Here is a 21399-nt window from a genome sequence, read left to right on the forward strand (position 1 = left end):
ATTTCACAAAATAATTTATCAAAAAATTTTCCGGAAAAACAACTGACGGCAGTGAGTTTAACCTTAACGAGGAATTTAAAAATTATCTTTTAGCTGCCTCCTTTATTGCCTCATTGTTTTTCTGTACATTTGATCAGAGTTTTACAAGTGTACGCCTTGTTTTTCCGGTACTTCTTTGGATATTAATATTATCCTCAGGTCAGAAGTTAAAAAAATTTGTTTCGGATATAAAATCTTCAGCTGCATTTCTTTTACTCTTATCTGTGTTTATTATTTACCACGGTCTTACACTTCTCTATACACATAATTTCGTTTACGGTCAGAGCAAATTTTACGGAATATTAGTAAATATTATTCTCAATATTTTTGCTTTGCGGTTCCTTCTTGTCAATTTCAGTTTATCGCTCCTTAAAAAATTAGTAACAATAATTTTGTTTTCAGGATTGTTATTGACAATTGTATCTGCCTCATCGGGACCTTTTATTTCATTCTACGATGAATATTCTCAGATGAAAATTTTTGGCATAGGTTTATACAGCCATGTAGGATTTGGGAGATATATGGGATTTGTATTTTTAGTATCGATTATAAATCTTATCTATTTTGATTTTCTTAAAAAATTTCAAATTGATAAAATATTTTTTTTAATAAGTTTTGCTGGATTAATACTTAGCGGACTTCGCGGAGCAATAGTAAGCTCGCTGTTAATTACAGCCTGTATCATTATTTATGCGCTTATCAAAAAAAAGATTTCCTTTGTAAAAATACTTTCATTTCTTTCAGCAGGGATTATTCTGCTTGCAGCCATAGTTTATTTCAATAATTCATTTTCAATTTTATTTGAGAGGTTTACTCAGGTTTTTAATATTTTTCATGTTCAACAGTTAACTGACGGCGCCATACAAACACGCATGCACATTTACAGAACGGCGTATGAAATTTTTAGCCAGAATATTATATTCGGCAGAGGGCTGGGAAGTTTTTACGATGAGAGTATATTCATTTACACAAAAGGATTAAAGTATCCGCATAACATTTTTATTGAGTATGCTATCGAGCTCGGTATAACCGGTCTTGTTTTTATTTGTACGTTATTGATTTATATTTACAGAAGTGTTCTCAAAGTAAATTTACTGCTCGTCTTTTTATTTTTGTACTTCCTTCTGCTTGCATTGTTTTCATATTCAATCCCCTTTCAGACGGGTTTATTTTCATTCATAGCATTCATTTCTTTAAAAGAAGAAAACCTAAAAATGTTAAAGAACATTTTTATAAACAAAGTGTAATTCATAATTCATAATTATATCAACTCTCCCGCATAGTCAAACTTCTCTCCGCTTACTTCCTTAAAATAATTATACTTCACTCTGATAATCTGTCTTATATGAAGATAATCATGGGCAAGCCAGTTGTATAAAAACATTTTTGCTTTCATTGCACCAAATTTTGGATGAATGTGTTCATTTTCCCATTGAGGATTTTGAAGTTCACTCAGATATTTAATTGAGTTATCCCTTTCTGCAAGAAAATCTTTTAACTTCTCAGCATAATTTTGTTCAGAATATTTTCGTGAAGTGACCCATTTACCGGGCTCTATAGGAGTAAACGGCGCTTGCGGATTTTCAAGAGTGTTCTGTACGCGGTTTCTGAAATCATCACGCTCTTCATCATACAGATGGCAGAGGATTTCAAGGAGATTCCATTTGTCATCACCCTCACGCCAGAGATAAAAATCTGACGGAAGATTTTCAAAGAGAGATTGAAAGATAATTTTGTTTTTAGAGAGTTCATTTATGACGGGATTTATATCCATAAAATAATTTTAGCTTTGATATCTCTAATAAATATAATAAATATGAGAAATGAATTCACTCTGGAATTTAAGAAATTTTTAGGAAGAACATATTGCTGCTAATAGGCACTAAGAGAGGGGAATTTAAATTATTATTTTTATAATGATAAAATATAATCGGTGCGATTTATCTATTGTTTTAACATCGAATTATCAGAAAACTTACGAGGGGGCGTAAGTTTTGCTCTATGATTTTATATTAACTTATCGGCCTAAAGAAATTTTAAATTAAAGCATAATTAAATGAATTGAGTTATAAACTTTAACTGTATTATTTTGTTATACTTTTTAAGTGTAATTAAATTTAAATAATAGAAATGAAAATAGGATTTATAGGTCTTGGAAGAATGGGCGGCAACATGGTTGAGCGCCTCATTAAAGACGGTCATCAGATAGCAGCTTACAATCTCACAAGACCCGAGGTAGATGCAGCAATAAAAAACGGAGCAGAAGGCGCAGACTCGGTTGAAGATTTAGTAAATAAATTGCCCGAAAGAAAAATTGTATGGCTTATGGTGCCTGCCGGAGTTCCAGTAGATTCTAATCTTGAAATATTATCTAAGCTATTAAAGAAAGATGACATTATAATTGATGGAGGCAATTCAAACTGGAAAGTCACTATGGCTCGAGGAAAAGTTCTCGCAAAACTTGGAATTCACTACATCGATTGCGGTACAAGCGGCGGAGTATGGGGATTACAAAACGGTTACAGTTTAATGACGGGCGGAAATAAAGAAGCTGTTGAATACACTTATCCTGTTTTCAAAAGTCTTGCTCCTGAAGGCGGCTATACTTATTGCGGGGAAAGCGGCGCAGGGCACTTTGTAAAAATGGTTCACAATGGAATTGAATATGGAATGATGCAATCGTTTGCAGAAGGTTTTGAGATAATGGAAAAGTCCCCTTTTAATATTGATGTCGCTGCAGTAGCAAGCGGGTGGCAATACGGAAGTGTTGTACGTTCATGGCTGCTTGAGCTTGCAGTACTTGCATTCAAACAAGATCCGGGATTGGAGCAAATAAAAGGCTATGTTGAAGACAGCGGTGAAGGGAAATGGACTGTGGAAGCTGCAATGGAATTAAATGTCCCGGCACATGTTATTACTGCTTCCTTGTATACAAGATTCCAATCACGTCAGGAAGACTCATTTGCAATGAAAGTACTTGCAGCATTAAGAAATCAATTTGGCGGACACGCTGTTAAAAAGGAAGATTAAGAAGGAAGAACAAAAATGAAAATGGAAAAACCAAAAGATTGTTTAATAGTAATATTCGGTGCATCCGGTGACCTTACGAAAAGGAAACTTATGCCATCTATATATGAATTATTTAAGCAAAATGTATTACCGGAAAATTTTATAATTCTTGGTGTTTCAAGAACAGATTTTACAGATGACACTTTTCGCGAAGCGATGAATGAAAGCATTAAAGAGTTTGTAAAAGATAATGTTAATGGCGACGTTCCAAAATTTCTGGAGAAGCTTCACTATATGTCAATTGATACTAAAACTTCACAAGACTATGGAAGATTGAAAGAAAGAATTGATGAGCTAAACGAGAAACACTCATTAGACGGTAATTATATATTTTATCTCGCAACTCCCCCAAGCGCGTATGCAATGATTGCTCAAAGTCTGGGCGAATATAATTTACAGGACCAGTCAGTTGGATTCAGAAGGCTCGTAATAGAAAAGCCATTTGGATATGATTTGGATTCGGCCATTGAATTAAACAGCGAGCTTCATAAAATTTTCAAAGAAAATCAGATTTATAGAATTGACCACTATCTCGGTAAAGAGACTGTTCAGAATTTATTGGTCACAAGATTTTCAAACGGAATTTTTGAACCGCTGTGGAACAGAAGTTATGTTCATCATGTCGAAGTTACTTCAGCAGAAAGCATAGGAGTAGAAAACCGCGGAGGTTATTACGATAATGCAGGAGCGCTGAGAGATATGGTTCAGAATCATCTGCTTCAGGTAATGAGTTTCGTTGCCATGGAGCCGCCATCCTCTTTTGCTTCGGATGCGATTAGAAATGAGACATTAAAAGTTTATCAGTCACTAAGACCAATTAAGGAAGAGGAAGTAGATAAATATGTAATTCGCGGTCAGTATATGGCTTCAACAATAAGAGGCGAACAGGTTAAGGGTTACAGGGAAGAAGTGGATGTGAATCCTGACTCAAGAACTGAGACATACATTGCAATGAAGTTCTATATAGATAACTGGCGTTGGGGCGGAATACCATTCTACATAAGAACCGGTAAGCGCCTTCCTACCAGAGTAACTGAAGTTGTTATTCATTTTAAACCTACCCCTCATGCCTTGTTTGGACAGACAGATAATTGTGAAACATGTAATCAATTAATCATTCGTATTCAACCGGACGAAGGTATACTTTTGAAAATTAGTATGAAAGTCCCCGGAGGCGGTTTTGATATCAGAACAGTCAACATGGATTTCCATTATAAAGATTTAGGAAACGTTCATATACCCGATGCATACGAAAGATTGATTTATGACTGCATGATGGGAGATTCAACTTTATATTCACGCGGTGATGTTGTTGAAGCGGCTTGGAAATTTCTTGCTCCGATACAGAAGGCATGGAAGAATAATCAGGGCATTAAAATTTACGGATACCCCGCAGGAACATGGGGACCGGATAATGCAGATGATTTAATTGAGGATAAAAATGTTACCTGGCGATATCCTTGCAGTAATCTTTCCGATGACGGCACTTATTGTGAATTATAAAAACTAAAATGAATCCGATTATTAAAATATTTAAAACGCCTGAGTTACTTGCAGAAGCGTTTGCAGATTTTATTGCTGATGACATCAACTTAAAAGATAAATATTACATCTCTCTTTCAGGCGGCTCTACACCAAAAATTGTATTTAAAGTCTTAGCTGAGCGATATTCAGAAAAAGTTGACTGGTCGAAAGTCCATTTCTTCTGGGGAGATGAGAGATGCGTACCTCCTGACTCAGATGAAAGTAACTACAAAATGACAAAAGATTTTCTATTGGATAAAATAAATATTCCACCTGAAAATATACACAGAATCAGAGGAGAAGATGAACCCAATGAAGAAGCAAAAAGATATTCAGATGAAATTTTAAAAACAGTCCCGTTCAGAAGTAATTTGCCGTGCTTCGATTTTGTAATGCTGGGGTTAGGAGAGGACGGTCATACAGCATCAATTTTTCCGGGTAGACTAGATTTGTTTGAATCAGATAATATTTGTGAAGCGGTAAAGCAGCCGGTTACAAATCAGAATAGAATAACAATTACAGGAAGGATAATTAACAATTCTCAACAAGGGGCGTTTTTAGTAACGGGAAAAAATAAAGCGAACATAGCTGCAAAGATTTTACATGACGGCGTGCAATCGAATAATTATCCTGCATCATATGTTAAACTAAATACCGGAATACTTTACTGGTTTATGGATGTAGACAGTTCATCCCTGATTAGCTTATAAAAATAGTTTATAATAATTGCTTGATTTTATTAAAGTATTTTGAAATTAAAATATTATTATTATCTTTAGTTTTTCTTGCACTCTCCTGCGCGAAATACGTTCAAAAATTTCCTAATTAATGAAATGTAAATACTTATGGAAAAAAATCATTATGAAATTTTATTGGTCGAAGACAACCCGACTGATGCTGAGCTAACCATACGCGCTCTTAACAAATATAATCTTGGCAATAATTTAATTCATCTGAAAGACGGAGCTGAAGCGCTCGACTTTATCTTTGCTAAAGGAAGTTATGTAAACGGGACTGTAAAAAACGGACTAAAGGTTATTTTACTGGACCTTAAAATGCCTAAAGTTGACGGACTTGAAGTATTGCGGCAAATCAAATCAGATGAACGAACTAAGTCCATTCCGGTGATAATAATGACTTCATCCAAAGAAGATCAGGATATTATCACAAGCTACAAAAACGGCGTAAACAGCTATGTTGTGAAGCCGGTTGACTTCGATCAGTTTGCAAAAGCCGTCGCAGACCTGGGTTTATACTGGCTTCTAATTAACCAACCTCCAAAATAATTGCAGCGATTTCTCAAATTAATCTACTAAATAATTCTGTATTTATTTTCTTATCTAAACTAAGTCTAAATAAATATATTGCAAAAATTCGTTATTATTTGTAATTTACGATACACTTTAAAAAAAATATTTCAATGGAAAGTTTAGTAGAAGAAGTAAAAATCCGCGGTGAAAAGCTCGGGCAAAGCAACGATATCGGTAAAAAATTTGTTGCCATAAATTACATTACTTGCAAAGAAGATTACAAAGAACGATTCGAACAGTTGTTTTCAACACGAGCAAAGGCAATTGATACAATGCCGGGATTTCTTGAAATGGAAGTTCTGAAACCAATGGGGAATGGTAACGTTTATTTAATTGTTAGCCATTGGGATAATGCTGATGCATTCAAAAACTGGACTAAGTCACCTGAGTTTATAGAAGGACATAAACGTGGATTTGAAGACATCAAAAAATATAAAGAAGAAGGAAAAGAACCACCTATGACTTCTGATTTTAAAACTTATGAAGTAATGTGTAATTAAAATTTTAAAAGATAACTGTTATATTTTTACCGGGCATGGGCAAAGATACATTTCTAAGTTGGTTAAAAAAACTTGGAGTAGCGGGATTTCTGTTTTTCCTTATTAAAGGATTATTATGGCTGCTTATTCCTGCATTGATTGCATATTACGCTTCAAAATAAATTCACACTTCCCTCTTTACAAATTCAACATTACTTTATCAATTTATTAAACTGCTTCAGAAAATTTTTATGAGTAGTGTAATGAATTGTATTAAATTTTAATTTATCCGCTGATACAATGTAAGGCTTTATATCATCTATGAAGACTGTCTCCTGCGGATTTATTCTATATCTCTTTACCATATCGGTAAAAATTTTCTTTTCAGGTTTCAGCGCATTTACTTTATATGAAAGAATTTTATTCTTTATAAGATTTATCGAAGGAAAATTCTTAAGTATAAAATTAAAGTGAGATGAATCAGTATTCGAAAGAAGAAACACTTTGTATCTTCTTTCATCAATGAGATTTTCAAGCAGCTTTATCATAGGTTTATTTTCCCAGAATACATCGCTGTACAAATATATAAAATCGTTATAGCCCGTCTTGATATTGAATTTTTTCTTGACCGCTTTGAAGAAATCTTTGCCTGTAATTCTGCCTTTGCCAAGCTTTACATCAAGCTTTTTCTCTATGATAAACTTTTTTAGTTTATTGGCATTCAATCCCTTTTCAATATTTGCAAGACCATCATAAAAATATCCATGGTCGAAAAATATCAAAGTATTTCCAAGATCGAAAATAATATTTTTAATCTTTGGAGTTTCCAAAGAATGCGGATTAAGTTTCGCTGAAGATTTCAGCAGGAATATTTTCCTTTTTTACAGGTAAACTACTTCCAGTACATTAAGATTTTTATCTAAAGTATATAGTCTGGGAGTACCTGTCGGAATTTCATATTCAAGGATTTGCGCAGGAGTCATCTTTTCTAGATACATTATCAATGCTCTCAAACTGTTGCCGTGAGCAACAACCAATACATCTTTTCCTTCTTTAAGCAGCGGTTCAATTTTTTCGTGGTAGTACGGCAGAACTCTTTCAGCAGTCTGCTTCAGAGCTTCACCGTTAGGAGGACAAATATCATAACTTCTTCTCCATATTTTTACCTGGTCTTCGCCGAACTTAGCGCGGCACTCATCTTTATTCATTCCCTGAAGGTCGCCATACATTCTTTCATTTAAAGCTTTATCTTTTACAACGGGTGTTACCTTTTTTTTATTGTGTTCAAGAATTATTGAAAGAGTTCTTTGTGCTCTTGTTAAAGCAGATGTAAAGGCTATATCAAATTCAAAATTCGCCAGTTTCTTTCCTGAATCTGCTGCCTCTTCCTCGCCCTTTGGTGAGAGGTCAACATCAATCCAGCCTGTAAATTTATTTTCAAGATTCCATAATGATTGCCCGTGACGTACTAAAACTAAATTTGGCATAAATTTTAAATTATAATGTTGGGGTAATTAACTTTTCCATTTTATTGAGCATCCCATTGAAGGAACCTGCTCAAGCTTTGAAATATTTTGTTTATCTAAAAGTAAATCTGTTACAATTTCTAAATCCTTATGAGTAACATTGTTCTCATCTTTCCAGTTATTATCAAGTCTTCCTCTGTACTTTAATTCACGATTGCTATCGTATAAATAAATATCGGGGGTGCAGACTGCTTCATACGCTCTTGCTGTATCCTGAGTTTCATCTATGAGATAAGGAAAATTCATTTTATGCTCGGAGTGAAACTTGACCATATTTTCGAATGAATCCTGCGGGTAAGTCTGTACATCATTGGGATTAATTGCTAAAAGCTGTACACTTCTATCTTTATACTTCTCCTGAAATTTTACAAATCTTTCAATCACTGCCTTCACGTAAGGGCAATGGTTGCACATAAAAATTATTATTAAAATTTCTTTATCCTTAAAATCTTCAAGAGAATAATAATGATTATCGGTTCCCTGTAAATTAAAATTTACTGCAGGAGTATTAAGGTTATGCTGTGTACTTTGAAGAAGCAATTTTACCGGGATTTGAATTTAATTAATAATCTTCTTCGTCGTCATCGTCATCCATTTCCGGATGAAAATCTTCATAGATAAAACTTATGTGAGCATTTTTATTTTTCTTATCTTCCTCTATCGCTTCCTTAAAGATTTCCTCTACAATAAAACGATACTTTTCAGATACAGGATAATCGTTATGGAAGTGTACTATAATATTATGCTCGTCTAAAAGAAGTATCAGCTTTTTGTATTCATCAGCCAGTGCATCTTTTTTAATATCTGATAATTTTTTGAATTTCGGAGAGCCGATTTTCTGAAAGACGCTTACAACTTTTGCGTTGGTGTGTTCGCTTTCAAATTTCTTTACCTCATTTATAAATTCAGGATTATCTTCATCGTCAACGGATTCTATGAAATCATCTTCGATGACTTCATCTTCATCCATAATAGAATCTTCAGTCAGCCCGAGATCTTCTTTGAGAGAATCTTTTTCCTTTTTACCGTTATTTTTTTCTTTTGGTTTTCGTTCAGACATTTTGTAGTTATATTATCTTGTATTATGCAATTAATGAGTTTATATATTTTTTTTCAAGTCAAGTTTTTGTTAATCATTACATTTACCCTATAATATTTTTAAAATAAGTCAAGTAAATAAATATTAAAGGAGTAACAAATATCAGGCTGTCAAATCTATCCAGAACACCGCCATGTCCCGGAATTATATGTGAAGAATCTTTTACGTTGAGTTTTCTTTTAAACAAAGACTCGAACAAATCCCCTATCTGGGAAAAAATCCCTATGATAAATCCCATCACAACTGCGTCCATTAAAGTAAGCTTTCCATTGCTGAAATAATAGAACAAATAAGAAGCAATGAGAGTAAATATCAAACCTGTTACTGAGCCTTCCCATGTTTTCTTGGGACTTATTTCTGAAAGCTTATGCTTGCCGAGAAATTTTCCTCCAAAGAATGCCATGCTGTCGCAGGTCCATATCAGTATAAAAATATAAATAATATAATTAAACTGCTCTAAATAAATTATTTTATTTAAAAGCAAAAATGAGACTGCAATATAAAATAATCCGAAAACCGATACTAATGAGTTAAGTGGATTCGGCTGTTTTTTTCTGAAAATTTCTGCCGAGCAAATCATTGTAATGCCGGCTAAAATTATTCCTGCTTCAACACCATAACCCATGTAACCGGTAATTAATAAGACAACTGATAATATTATCGGGAATACTTTGAAAGGATGCAAATCAATCGATTTGAACATTGTGTAAAACTCCCATAAGGCAATACCCGAAAGAATAATAGAAAGAACGAGAAAATAAACACCGCCTTTGAAAATTAAAAAAAGAAATAATGGTATTCCTATTACGCCAACTAATATTCTTGTGGCAGTATTGCTCATATTACAGGGGTATTAATTTCTAAAAGATTTTTAGTAACAGAATTCTTTTTTATCATCAATACAATTCCTGTAAATATTAATAAAGAAACTATTCCCATTATAACAACCTGCATTATTTCGTCCTGAGGAATTTCTTTACTTATAAATTCTTCTTTGCCGTAAAAATAAACTGCAGCAGTTGATATAAAATTATTTATGAAGTGGCAAACTATAGCTGTGAAAATACTTCCGCTGTGATAAACCGTGAACGATAAATAAATTCCAAGTATTGCCAGCGGTATTATATTAAACGGATGAAAATGGAATAGCGCAAAAAGTAATCCTGAGAAAAAAATTGCAGCAGTTCTTTTGCTGACTTTTTCAAAATTTGAGAGAACAAATCCCCTGAATAAAAACTCTTCGCATATAGCAGGAGTAACGGCTATTACCAGAACAATCACTAGAAATTCAACGAATGAATATGCAGTGACTAATCGTAATGTAGAAGCTTCAAGCAAATCAAAAAGGTCTTTCATCTGCTTCAACACATCCTGACCGAACGGCAGAGAAAAAATAATTTTGTTCTGGTAGTACATATACAATTGAAGGAACGGCTGCACAACAAATATTCCGACAATGCTTAATGCGAATACGGAAATTTTCGGAGCCTTAAGTCTGAACGAAATTTTTACATTATCACCCTGCAGATACGATAGCATAACAGCAGGAAAAAGAATGAACATGAACTGAGCAAAGGAAATAATGATACGGGTTAAAGTAAGCTTTCCTGTGGTGGAAGAAAAATCCTCCCCTGTTGCCATGAACTGAATTAATCCACCGATTATCTGATATAAAAAAAATACGACAACTAATCCCAGAAATACATAAACAACGGGATTAATATTTTTAAACGGAGCTGTATGTGTGGTCTTATTTTCTTCCAAGTATATGAGGTAATTTACAATATTATCAAAATAGATTTATGAATAAAGTAACAACGGATTCAGATTCAGTTTCAAATTACGAGTTTCAAGTTACGAGTTAAGAGATTTTGATTGTTACATTATTGTCACATTTCTTTTATTTAAGAATTAAGATTTATGATGTAAGATTTCATTGTCGCATTATTGTCACATTCTGAGCGCAGCTCAGTCCCGTCTTCAGCGGGATTGGAACACTGATTTATATGATTTTTATGATGTCACAGATTGTAATTTAGAAAGTAACATTATTGTAACATTTTGAAACACAGATTAATATGCTATCACATATTCTCTAATACCTTTAATCGAGAAAAATGTTAGAGATATTTTTTCTTTATCGCATAATCTTTGATGATTTATCAGTATTCCGGAATTGAAAAAACAATACGCGTATTTTTTATTTTTTAAATTTGACGGGTTTTTGACGGATTTCTGCAAAATAATTGTTAGAGATATAAAGTTGGCCGACAGTCCGCCGAGGCGGATTAATCCTCTCAGGTATATAAGAATAAATTCTAAGTGCTTTTAAAAATCCCGGTAGAAAATCAAATAACATTTTATTTCGTTTTAACTGAACTAGGATATCAAACAACATTTTTATTTCGTTTTTAACTGACCTGACAGGATTAATCCGCCTTGGCGGACTGTCTGTTTTATCACCTCTCAATTTCGGAAAAATAATCTTCCAAATCAACAAGAATCACCCTATTAGTAGGAATGGGGAAATAAAAATTATATCTCAAAGTTCATTTAATATGAGTGCGCTTATTTGTATATTTAACGCTTAATGGAAGTCGATACAAACGTAAATACTGAAGCTGCAAAAGAACAGGAAAATGCAGTAAGAAACCACGAATATTGGGCAAAGCTGCCTGAGTTCGAGGGTCCTCTGGATATCCTGCTTCACTTTATCAAAGCCGATGAGCTTGATATATATAATATCCCTATTTCAAAAATCACACGTGATTTTCTGGGATATGTAAATTATATGCAGTCGCTTGATATTGAATTTGCCGGCGAGTTTTTGCTGATGGCTTCCGAGCTGATGAAAATTAAGGCGAAGATGTTAATTCCTGTCTTAAACGAAGACGGTGAATTGGTAGATGAAGAAGATCCGAGACTGACACTCATAAGAAAACTTCTTGAGTACAAAAGATTTAAAGATGCAACTGAAGAGCTTGCAATGCTTGAAATGGAAGCTCGCAAGAAATTCTCAAGAAATTATTTTGATAGCGATGTGAGAATAACTGAAACAGATGTGGATGTTTTGAACGACCCTTCACTGAAGAACATAAATATTTTCAATCTTATAAAAGCATATAAGATTGTACTTAGCGGCTTGACTAAGGAACGCACTGTGCACCCGATTGAAGTCCTTGATGTATCACAGGAAGGACAGCAGGAATACGTGATGAATTTACTGGAAGAAAAAGGTGAAGTTGATTTTATGGAAATAATAATTGCGCTTAACGACAGATTAAAATTAATATTTACTTTTTTAGCATTACTTCAACTTGGTTTAGACGGATTAATTGAAATAACAGTTGACCCCCAAAATCTTACCAGCTTTAAGCTGAAAAAGAGATTAATTCCACTCGAAGAATTATAACATTAAACAGCATTGCCCGCATAATTGGTAAATAACGATATAAAAAATATTATCGAGTCATTGATATTTGCTTCGGAGGAACAAATCCCTGCAAAGCAGATCCGCGAAATTTTATCTTCTTTCAGCATAAAAACTGATGTGAATAAAATTGAGCAGGCAGTCGATGCTTTGAATGAAGAGTACAATCAGTCAGGCAGCTCATTTGAAATAATAAAAGTCGCCGGCGGATATCAGTTTGCTACAAGAAAAGAATTTGGTATTTACGTAGGCAAACTATTCGATGAAAAGCAAAGAAAGAAATTATCTCAGTCATCGATTGAGACACTTGCAATCATTGCGTACAAGCAGCCTATTACAAGAAGCGAAATTGAATTTATCCGCGGAGTAAATGTTGACTATATAGTTAATTCACTGCTGGAAAGAGATTTGATTTGCATTACCGGAAGAGCTGAAACTCCCGGCAGACCGATATTATACGGAACAACTGATACGTTCCTGAAAATATTAGGATTGAATTCAGTGAGTGATTTACCGAAGCTGAAAGAGATAAATGAAATTCTTCAGAACGAAAAAATTGAAGGAATAACTGAAGCGGATATTGATTTGTTTAATTCTGTTAATCAGAATTTTATTCCGGGTAAACCTGAAGAAGGCGGCGACGCGCAGGAAGAAATTAAATTTGATGAAGACGGAAATAAAATTCAAAGCGGCGATGAATTAATGGTTGACCCCGAAGCACCTGAGATTACATCGGATGATATTCCCGAAATAAACATCGATGAGTTAGAAATAAAAAGCACTATAGAAATAGACAAGAATTTAGAAGAAGATAAAGAAAGCGATTAATGGCAAAGAAAAAAGATACATCTAAAGATATAGTTAAAGAGACATCTGAAGAAGCAATTGACAGCACAGCTGAAGAGACAATTGACAATACAGCCGAAGAAACACCTGACTACACGGCTTACAAATCAAATGACGAAATAACCGAACCGGCTCCTGCTAAAGAGAGACTGAATAAATTCATCGCTGCAAACGGAATGTTTTCCCGCCGCAAAATAGATGAGTTTATCGTAGAAGGTCGTGTAAGCGTAAACGGCAAGGAAGTTTATGACCTTGGCACAAAAATAAATCCTTTAACAGATAAAGTTTTTATTGACGGTGAGCGCGTTCGTATAACAGATAAGAAAATTTATCTGATGATGAACAAGCCGCTTAACGTAATTACTAGTGTAAGCGATGAAAAGAAAAGACCGACTGTGATAGATATTGTAAACATGAAAACGAAAGTTTTCCCTGTGGGAAGATTAGATTTTCATACAACAGGATTGCTTATCCTTACTAACGATGGCGACTTTGCTAACAAGTTAATGAACCCGGTTTTCAAAGTCTGGAAAACTTACGATGTAAAATTATCCAGACCGCTTGAACATAAACACAGGCAGCTGCTTGAAAAAGGAATTAAGCTCGAAGGTGTTTATACACTTCCGGCAGTTATAAATATTCCAAACGAAAGAGATTATACAGAGGTAGTTGTTTCAATTTCACAGGGAAAGAACAGACAGGTAAGAAGAATGTTTGAGCACTTCGGATACTTTGTGAATAAACTTCACCGTTCAGGTTACGGAGCATTGAAGCTCGGTAACTTGCGTGAAGGTGAGTTCCGCAAAATGACAAAGGAGGAAGTCGAGAGTTTAATGACTAAGCAGCCTGCTCCGAAATCAATGTCAGAGGAAAGAGTTCCAAAAGAAAGAGCAGAGAAGAGTGAAATAAAGGGAGTAAAGAAAAATTACACAAGAGGACCTAAAGATTTTAAGAAAGATAAACCTGTAAGAGATTTTAAAAAGAAATTTTCAAAGGATAACGATGATAGCGGAAGAGATTTTAAGAAGAAGTTTTCTGACGAAAAGCCAAACAGATTTTCCAGAGAAACAGATTCACAAAGAGGTTTTAAAAAGAAATTTTCTGATGATAGATCCGAAGAAAAACAGAAACAGAATAAGATAGATTACAAAAAGAAATTCTCGAATGATACACGCTTGGAGAAACGACCCAAGAAAGGATATGAAAATGATTTTTCGGACAGACCAAAAAGTTCAGTAAGAGATGATGACTTTGTAAGAAAAGATTCCAAGCCTGGATTTAAAAAGAATTTTTCAAAATCAGGGCCAAAGAGATTTTCAAGTGATGCACCAAAATCATTTTCTAAATCAGGACCGAAGAAATTTTCTTCAGATAGCCAAAGCAGAGATTCAAAACCGGACTTTAAAAAGAAGTTCTCAAAAAAAGTAAGCAGCGGAAGCAAGAATTTTAAGTCGGGCTTCAAAAAAAGATTTTAACAAATAGATTTTAAAGTTATAAGTAATTTGTAAATAATTTATAAATACCCCCATAAAATACTAATAAGGAGAAATAATTTGACGGAACAAAACGACCTGGTAAAAAGAAGGTACGAAGAGCTTGAACACATAAAAAGCATGGGAATAAATCCTTATCCCCATAGATTTGATGTCTCGCATTACTCAAAAGATATAATCGATAATTTTGTTGATCCTGCCGATGACGAGCAGAAAGAAAAAGCAAAAGAAATAATCATTTCTGTTGCAGGAAGAATAATGGCAATCCGCAAAATGGGCAAAGCCTGTTTTGTACACATAAAAGATGAACAGGGAAAAATACAGTTATACATCCGCAAAGATGATGTAGGTGAAGATAGTTATAATTTAATGAAGCTTCTTGATATCGGTGATATTATAGGAGCTGCAGGTTATGTTTTCAGAACGAAGACAGGTGAAGTTTCCGTACACTGTAATTCATTTACCTTGTTAACTAAGTCTTTGCATCCTCTTCCTGTAGTTAAAGAAGAAGTTCTGGAATCAGGTGAAAAGATTGTTCATGATGCTTTTGCCGATGTTGAGTTAAGATACAGACAGCGATACATTGACTTAATTGTAAACGACGGAGTAAAGGAAGTTTTTATAAAGAGAACAAAAATTATTCAATCCATAAAAAGAACATTAGAAGATAAAGCTTTCTTCGAAGTTGAAACTCCTACTTTGCAAAGTGTTTATGGCGGCGCGAATGCACGTCCGTTCATCACACATCACAATGCACTGGATATGAGACTGTACTTAAGAATCTCCAATGAATTATATCTGAAAAGATTAATCGTCGGCGGATTCAATCGTGTTTATGAATTCGTACGTGACTTCAGAAATGAAGGGATTGACAGAACACACAATCCTGAGTTCACACAGGTAGAATGGTATCAGGCATACGGAGATTACTTTGACAGCATGAATATGTTTGAGCAGGTTTGCGAAGCTGCATGTATTGCCGCAAACGGCACAACTAAAGTTATGTACGGAGAAACTGAAATTGATTTCAAAGCTCCGTGGAAAAGAATTAAAATGGTCGATGCTATTAAAGAAGCAACAGGGCTTGATGTAATGAGCATGAGCAAAGATGAAATTATAAAACACATGGTAAAAAATGAAATCGACTTCGACAGAAAAATTTCTCACAGCAAAGGATTATTAATCTCTGCCTTGTTTGAAGAAACATGTGAAAGCGGATTGGTGCAGCCAACGTTCATCACTGAGCATCCGATTGACACTACTCCCCTATGCAAACCACTTAGAGAGTACTCAATGGAGCAGCTTGAGCAAATGAAGAATGATCCTGAAGCTGTTATCTTTGTAGAAAGATTTGAACCATATATTAACAAATGGGAATTAGGAAATTCATATACAGAATTAAACGACCCTGTTCTCCAAAGAGCGTTGCTTGAACAGCAGGTTGAAAGAGGCCGCGGCGGAGAAGAAGAAACACATCCGATGGATGAAGACTTCCTTCGCGCTATTGAAATCGGTATGCCTCCTACAACGGGAGTCGGGCTTGGAGTTGACAGACTTGTGATGCTTCTGACAAATTCACAAACTATAAGAGACGTAATATTCTTCCCTCTTATGAGACAGTTGTAAAAATTTTAAAATTTATTTTAACTTAATTATTGCGGCTATGAAATATTATAATAATATACTGGACTTAATCGGCAACACTCCTCTTGTAAAGCTTAATAAACTTACAACGGGTTACAAAGCGACTGTACTTGCAAAAATGGAATCTATGAATCCGGGAGGAAGCGTTAAGGATAGAATAGGTATCTCGATGATTGAAGCAGCTGAGAAAGAGGGCACTTTAAAACCGGGCGGAACTATCATTGAAGCAACAAGCGGTAACACAGGTATAGGACTTGCCCTTGCAGCAAATCAGAAAGGTTACAAATGTATTTTTGTAATGACTGAAAAAGCATCTGCAGAAAAGAAAAATTATTTGAAAGCTTTAGGCGCTGAGGTGATAATAAAACCACTCTCTGCAAAACCGGGCACACCTGAACATTATGTTGAAACAGCAAAAAGACTTCACAGAGAAATTCCGAATTCTTTATTTGCTTATCAGTATGGAAATGAAAACAACCCCTTAGCTCACTATAAAACAACAGGCCCGGAAATATGGGAAGCGACCGAAGGAAAAATTACACACTTTGTTGCAGGTATTGGTACAGGCGGAACGATTATCGGTACAGCAAGATATCTTAAAGAAAAAAATCCCAATATAAAAATAATCGGTGCAGATCCTTATGGCTCTATATTCAAAACATTTAAAGCAACGGGACAGACGCCTGAAGGAGTACCTTACTTAGTAGAAGGTATCGGCCAGGATATTATTCCTGAAAACGTTGATGTAACTCTCATAGATGAAATAGTTAATGTAAGTGATATTGATTCTGTAAAGATGTGCAGAAAGCTTTCAAGCGTTGAAGGTATTTTCTGCGGCTCATCAACAGGAACGATTGCAAAAGTTGCTCTTGATGTTGCAAAAGATTTGGATGAAAATGCAGTTGTTGTATTTATCGTTTGCGATACAGGTGAAAGATATCTGAGCAAATATCACTCGGATGAATGGATGAGAGAAAAGAGATTGCTTGATAAAGATATGGTTACAGTCGGAACGATTTTCCATACAAAAGCAGCGAAAGATACTCCTGAGCTTGTTACAGTAAGTTCAGACCAGACAGTATCAGATGCATTATACTTAACCAATCAATATAACTTAACAACAATTCCTGTTTTTGACGGAGAGAAATGTATCGGTTCCTTGAATGAGCAAAAATTACTGAATGACTTAATGAAGGACAGAAACAGCGCAAGTAAAAATGTTAAAGATGTGATGGATGCTAAGCCGCCGATCCTTGAAATAAGCGAGAACGTTGAAAAAGCTATTGAGCAACTGAAAAAGAATCCTGCAGTGCTCGTATCCGAGTACGGAAAAATTGCAGGCATTATTACAAACTACGATGTACTTGAATTCGTTTAATTGATTAACTGAAATTCTTAACTGAACAAATAAAATTTTGAAAACTACTTCATCGAAATTCGCAACAAAAGCGATTCACGCAGGGCAGCATCCTGAAGAAACGACAGGCGCGGTTATAACTCCTATATTCCAGACCTCAACTTATTCGAATGACAAGCTCGGCGAAACAAAAGGATATGATTACGGAAGAACAATAAATCCCACAAGGCAGGCGCTTGAAGCAAACCTTGCCGCTCTTGAAAACGGAAAGTACGGATTTTGTTTTTCATCGGGCATGGGTGCAATTCAATGCCTTATAACTATCTTCAAACCCGGCGACCATATCATCGTTACAAACAATACATACGGCGGAACATACAGATTATTTGAACAGGTAATAAGAGGCTACGGACTTGATTTTACCTATGTAGATACTTCAGATGTGAATGAAACTAGCGCTGCTATAAAAGATAACACTAAAATGATTTTCATTGAGACGCCTACAAATCCGATGCTTAGATTAACTGACTTAGAAGCGCTGGCAATACTTGCAAACTCTAAAAATATTATCACTTGTGTTGATAACACTTTTATGAGCCCTTACTTCCAGAATCCTTTAGACTTTGGTATTACAGTAGTCACACACAGCTCAACAAAATATATTAACGGTCACAGCGATGTTATAGGCGGATGTTTAATTACTTCAGATGAAAAACTTGCAGAGAGATTTAAGTTTTTGCAAAACTCTATAGGCGCAGTGCCGTCACCGTTCGATTGCTGGCTTGTACTTCGCTCTACCAAAACACTTGCAGTAAGAATGAAAGCGCACAATGAAAATGCACTGGCAATTTGTGAATTCCTGAAGACTGATAAAAAAATTAAAAATGTAATTTACCCGGGACTTCCTTCTCATCCACAGCATGAACTTGCAAAAAAACAAATGAGGGGTTTCAGCGGAATTATTTCTCTTGAGCTTGGAAGCTACGAAACTGCGCAGGCATTCTGTAACGCTCTGGATATTTTTCAGATTGCAGAGTCACTCGGAGGAGTTGAATCATTAGTTTGCCATCCTGTTTCAATGACACATGGAAGCATTCCTAAAGATTTGAGAGAGAAAATAGGATTAAGCGACGGTCTTGTAAGACTTTCAGTCGGCATAGAAGATAAAGATGATTTGATTGAAGCAATAAAGAATGCATTAGCAAAAATTTAAATGAAGAAGATAATATTTATTTTAATATTATTTTCCTTTACAAATTCATACTCACAAAAAAATTCAGAAACGGAAAATCCTGATATAAGGATTTTCCGTTCTATTAATAATAACCGCTCGCACTTCCTTGATAAATTTATTTCAATAACAGATAAGACAGTTTTTCCTGCAGCAATCGTTACTCCCATTACAATGTTTGCTTTTGCAAGAGGGAATAAAAATATTTACGATGAAAACTCATCTGTATTACTTGGAGTTTCAGAAGTAACTTCATTAGGCTTAACACTTGGAATAAAAAAAATCGTAAAAAGAAAAAGACCGTTTGTAACTTTGCCAAAAGTTTATTCAAGCGAGAATAATTCACCTACGGATGATTATTCATTTCCTTCTTCGCATACATCAACTGTATTTTCTATGGCAACGGCTTTGACATTAAGATATAATGATAGTCCCCTGCTAATTGCCGGAGCATATACTTATGCTATGATAGTTTCCTATGGAAGAATTTATTTAGGCGTGCATTATCCGAGTGATGTTTTAGCGGGAGCTGTTGTCGGAGCAGGAGGCGCGATATTGATTTATTCCATAAGGACAGAAATTATAAAAGCAAAAAGTAATTTATTTAATGAGACTTATTCTGATGACAAAAAAGTAAGTGTTAACGGATATGTAGCCTTAGGAAGTTTGGTTGGTGCAGGATTTATTAATAATTTTTTATTGGGCTCTAAAATTCCCGTGTTAAGAAAAACAAACGTAACAACCGGTTTTAACTCAGTCGCATTGCAAATAAATTTCTAAACTCATTATTACACTCCCCTTTTGTTTCCCCATATAATCACATGAAGTCTGTCGGTATAATTGAACTGATATTTTTTGCATAACTCAATTATTTCCAATCGTTTTGCAGCAAGCTCTTCTTCGGTAATACCTTCCGGCATTAAGTAAACATCGGAGTTTTTGAAGCCTACTTCTTTTTGCAGTTCTAATATTTCGTTCAAATCATCTTCACTCGTTACAACAAATTTCCACTGAATATCAATCTTACCTTCATTTCTTAACTCGTTATATTTCTTAAAACTTTCAAAATTTACTCTGTTATTGGTGTGAAGTTTTTCATATTGAGTACCGAACGGAGTGGAGGATTTCAGTTTGGGACTAATGCTAACCAAATCAATATACTCTACAAATTTCCCCATGTAAGTGCCGTTTGTTTCAATTGTAATCACACACTCAGGATTTATTCTTTTCAGTTCAATACAAAGATTTGTTAAATCCTCTTCAAACATAGTCGGCTCGCCGCCGGTGATAACAACATCAATACAATTATGTTGAAGATACTCGCCGATTATTTTTTCAATTTCAATATCACCGATATTTTTTTCATCGTCCGGATGCCAGCTTGTGTAGGCTGTATCACATAGATTGCCTCCGGCAAACTGACAGCGTAAGTTACAATGATTTGTGCGGATAAAAAAAGAGGGCTTGCCTGCCCTCTTTCCTTCACCTTGTATAGTATAAAAAAGTTCTGAAATTTTCATTTCAATTCGTTTCTAAAAATTATTGCTTGGATTTTAACGGACCTGCAAGTCCCGAGTAATCAGTTAAGTCAACATCAACTGAACCGATTATAATTTTTGAGCTAACCTTCACAGGCATTTTTCTGTCGTCATCTGTAAGCCATACAGTGATATCACCTTCACTCTTAAACAAACCGCCTTCAATAAAGAACGGCTGGACTTTAATGCATCTGAACTCACCTGCCGAAACTTCAACAGTTTCTTTACCAAGATACTTAATATCTAGCGGAAAAGTTTTATCGTTATAAAAATTTTGTAAATGAATTACATCATTATTTTTCATACCTGAGTAATCCAGTGTTCTTGCATAATAAAACGCACTGATACCGTCGTGAACATATTTAGGTATATCAAACTCCCCTTCAAATTTCTTTGGATCTTTTTCACCGGTATAAGTTTTGACTTTGCCGTAAACCTGATCAAATAAAGCTTCAAAATCTCTCGTGTAATTTCCTTCTTTAATGTGCTGCTCAAATCTCCATGGAAATAACCCCTGCTGGTCAAGATAACATTTGTAAAAGTCGTTTACTTTATAAACAGAACCGAACGCAGATGACGAGTTTACCGTGAATGTAATATCGTAAACAGGTCTTGCATTAATTGTTACAAGGTTAGGTGAAATTATCATTTCAGCAGTACCTGCAGTAATGAATCCGTAATTGATTTCAAACGTAAGTTTTTCACCCTGCTTGAATGCATTATTTGGAACTGTTCTTAATGTCGTATCCTGCGCAAAAGCAGCAGTTAATGTTGTAAAAATCAGTAAAAATGTTAAAATTATCTTATTTTTCAT

Annotated in this window: 22 protein-coding genes; 13 read left to right on the plus strand and 9 right to left on the minus strand. The window is 34.8% G+C overall.

The window, feature by feature from the left end; all coding sequences use genetic code 11:
- The first annotated feature begins 113 nt into the window (after positions 1-113).
- On the plus strand, positions 114-1286 hold the full coding sequence (locus JST55_15290; protein MBS1494877.1) for an O-antigen ligase family protein: 1173 nt from the start codon (positions 114-116) through the stop codon (positions 1284-1286).
- A gap of 14 nt (positions 1287-1300) precedes the next feature.
- On the opposite strand, the gene JST55_15295 is transcribed toward JST55_15290, so the two are convergent.
- Positions 1301-1813, minus strand: a complete 513-nt coding sequence (locus tag JST55_15295) for a DinB family protein (GenBank protein MBS1494878.1) — start codon at positions 1811-1813, stop codon at positions 1301-1303.
- Positions 1814-2169: 356 nt separating this feature from the next.
- Between JST55_15295 and gnd the strand changes: the two genes are divergently transcribed.
- The 5 genes from gnd (at position 2170) to JST55_15320 (ending at position 6442) form a co-directional block, all read left to right on the plus strand.
- A complete protein-coding gene (gene gnd, locus JST55_15300; protein MBS1494879.1) occupies positions 2170-3069 on the plus strand; it encodes a decarboxylating 6-phosphogluconate dehydrogenase in 900 nt (299 codons plus the stop codon).
- A gap of 21 nt (positions 3070-3090) precedes the next feature.
- The gene (locus JST55_15305) at positions 3091-4611 is read left to right on the plus strand and encodes a glucose-6-phosphate dehydrogenase (protein MBS1494880.1); all 1521 of its coding nucleotides are present in this window, start codon (positions 3091-3093) and stop codon (positions 4609-4611) included.
- Positions 4612-4619: 8 nt separating this feature from the next.
- On the plus strand, positions 4620-5342 hold the full coding sequence (gene pgl / locus JST55_15310) for a 6-phosphogluconolactonase (GenBank protein ID MBS1494881.1): 723 nt from the start codon (positions 4620-4622) through the stop codon (positions 5340-5342).
- Positions 5343-5477: 135 nt separating this feature from the next.
- Complete coding sequence (locus tag JST55_15315; GenBank protein ID MBS1494882.1) at positions 5478-5918, plus strand: response regulator; 441 nt, start codon at positions 5478-5480, stop codon at positions 5916-5918.
- A 134-nt stretch (positions 5919-6052) separates the two neighbouring features.
- Entirely contained in the window at positions 6053-6442 is a 390-nt protein-coding gene (locus tag JST55_15320) for an antibiotic biosynthesis monooxygenase (protein ID MBS1494883.1), read from the plus strand.
- 191 nt (positions 6443-6633) lie between these two features.
- On the opposite strand, the gene JST55_15325 is transcribed toward JST55_15320, so the two are convergent.
- The 6 genes from JST55_15325 to JST55_15350 form a co-directional block, all read right to left on the minus strand.
- Positions 6634-7251, minus strand: a complete 618-nt coding sequence (locus JST55_15325; protein MBS1494884.1) for an HAD-IA family hydrolase — start codon at positions 7249-7251, stop codon at positions 6634-6636.
- 51 nt (positions 7252-7302) lie between these two features.
- Positions 7303-7908, minus strand: coding sequence for a 2,3-diphosphoglycerate-dependent phosphoglycerate mutase (locus JST55_15330; GenBank protein MBS1494885.1), 606 nt, complete (start codon positions 7906-7908; stop codon positions 7303-7305).
- Positions 7909-7935: 27 nt separating this feature from the next.
- Positions 7936-8487 (minus strand): thioredoxin family protein, encoded by a 552-nt coding sequence (locus JST55_15335; protein MBS1494886.1) that lies wholly within the window; start codon positions 8485-8487, stop codon positions 7936-7938.
- Positions 8488-8509: 22 nt separating this feature from the next.
- On the minus strand, positions 8510-9007 hold the full coding sequence (locus JST55_15340) for a hypothetical protein (GenBank protein MBS1494887.1): 498 nt from the start codon (positions 9005-9007) through the stop codon (positions 8510-8512).
- Positions 9008-9089: 82 nt separating this feature from the next.
- Positions 9090-9887 carry a phosphatidate cytidylyltransferase gene (locus JST55_15345; GenBank protein MBS1494888.1) on the minus strand — a complete coding sequence of 266 codons (798 nt, stop codon included), beginning with the start codon at positions 9885-9887 and terminating at the stop codon, positions 9090-9092.
- A complete protein-coding gene (locus tag JST55_15350) occupies positions 9884-10810 on the minus strand; it encodes a CPBP family intramembrane metalloprotease (protein ID MBS1494889.1) in 927 nt (308 codons plus the stop codon). Before JST55_15350 ends, JST55_15345 begins: the two co-directional genes overlap by 4 nt.
- A gap of 826 nt (positions 10811-11636) precedes the next feature.
- On the opposite strand from JST55_15350, the gene JST55_15355 reads away from it, so the two are divergent.
- The 7 genes from JST55_15355 (at position 11637) to JST55_15385 (ending at position 19827) form a co-directional block, all read left to right on the plus strand.
- Entirely contained in the window at positions 11637-12458 is an 822-nt protein-coding gene (locus tag JST55_15355) for a segregation/condensation protein A (protein MBS1494890.1), read from the plus strand.
- Positions 12459-12482: 24 nt separating this feature from the next.
- Positions 12483-13304, plus strand: a complete 822-nt coding sequence (gene scpB / locus JST55_15360; GenBank protein ID MBS1494891.1) for an SMC-Scp complex subunit ScpB — start codon at positions 12483-12485, stop codon at positions 13302-13304.
- A complete protein-coding gene (locus tag JST55_15365; GenBank protein MBS1494892.1) occupies positions 13304-14797 on the plus strand; it encodes a pseudouridine synthase in 1494 nt (497 codons plus the stop codon). Before scpB ends, JST55_15365 begins: the two co-directional genes overlap by 1 nt.
- Positions 14798-14875: 78 nt before the next feature.
- Positions 14876-16441: a lysine--tRNA ligase gene (lysS, locus tag JST55_15370; protein MBS1494893.1), complete on the plus strand. Its 1566-nt coding sequence runs from the start codon at positions 14876-14878 to the stop codon at positions 16439-16441.
- A gap of 37 nt (positions 16442-16478) precedes the next feature.
- On the plus strand, positions 16479-17837 hold the full coding sequence (locus JST55_15375; GenBank protein ID MBS1494894.1) for a pyridoxal-phosphate dependent enzyme: 1359 nt from the start codon (positions 16479-16481) through the stop codon (positions 17835-17837).
- A gap of 37 nt (positions 17838-17874) precedes the next feature.
- A complete protein-coding gene (locus JST55_15380; protein ID MBS1494895.1) occupies positions 17875-19029 on the plus strand; it encodes a PLP-dependent transferase in 1155 nt (384 codons plus the stop codon).
- The gene (locus tag JST55_15385; GenBank protein MBS1494896.1) at positions 19030-19827 is read left to right on the plus strand and encodes a phosphatase PAP2 family protein; all 798 of its coding nucleotides are present in this window, start codon (positions 19030-19032) and stop codon (positions 19825-19827) included. It abuts the gene before it with no gap.
- Positions 19828-19835: 8 nt separating this feature from the next.
- On the opposite strand, the gene JST55_15390 is transcribed toward JST55_15385, so the two are convergent.
- Both JST55_15390 and JST55_15395 read right to left on the minus strand, forming a co-directional pair.
- Positions 19836-20567, minus strand: coding sequence for a 7-carboxy-7-deazaguanine synthase QueE (locus JST55_15390; GenBank protein MBS1494897.1), 732 nt, complete (start codon positions 20565-20567; stop codon positions 19836-19838).
- Positions 20568-20586: 19 nt separating this feature from the next.
- Positions 20587-21399, minus strand: a complete 813-nt coding sequence (locus tag JST55_15395) for a DUF3108 domain-containing protein (protein ID MBS1494898.1) — start codon at positions 21397-21399, stop codon at positions 20587-20589.

This window comes from Bacteroidota bacterium (assembly GCA_018266835.1).
In the GTDB taxonomy this organism is placed as follows: Bacteria; Bacteroidota; Ignavibacteria; order Tepidaquicellales; family Tepidaquicellaceae; genus JAFDZO01.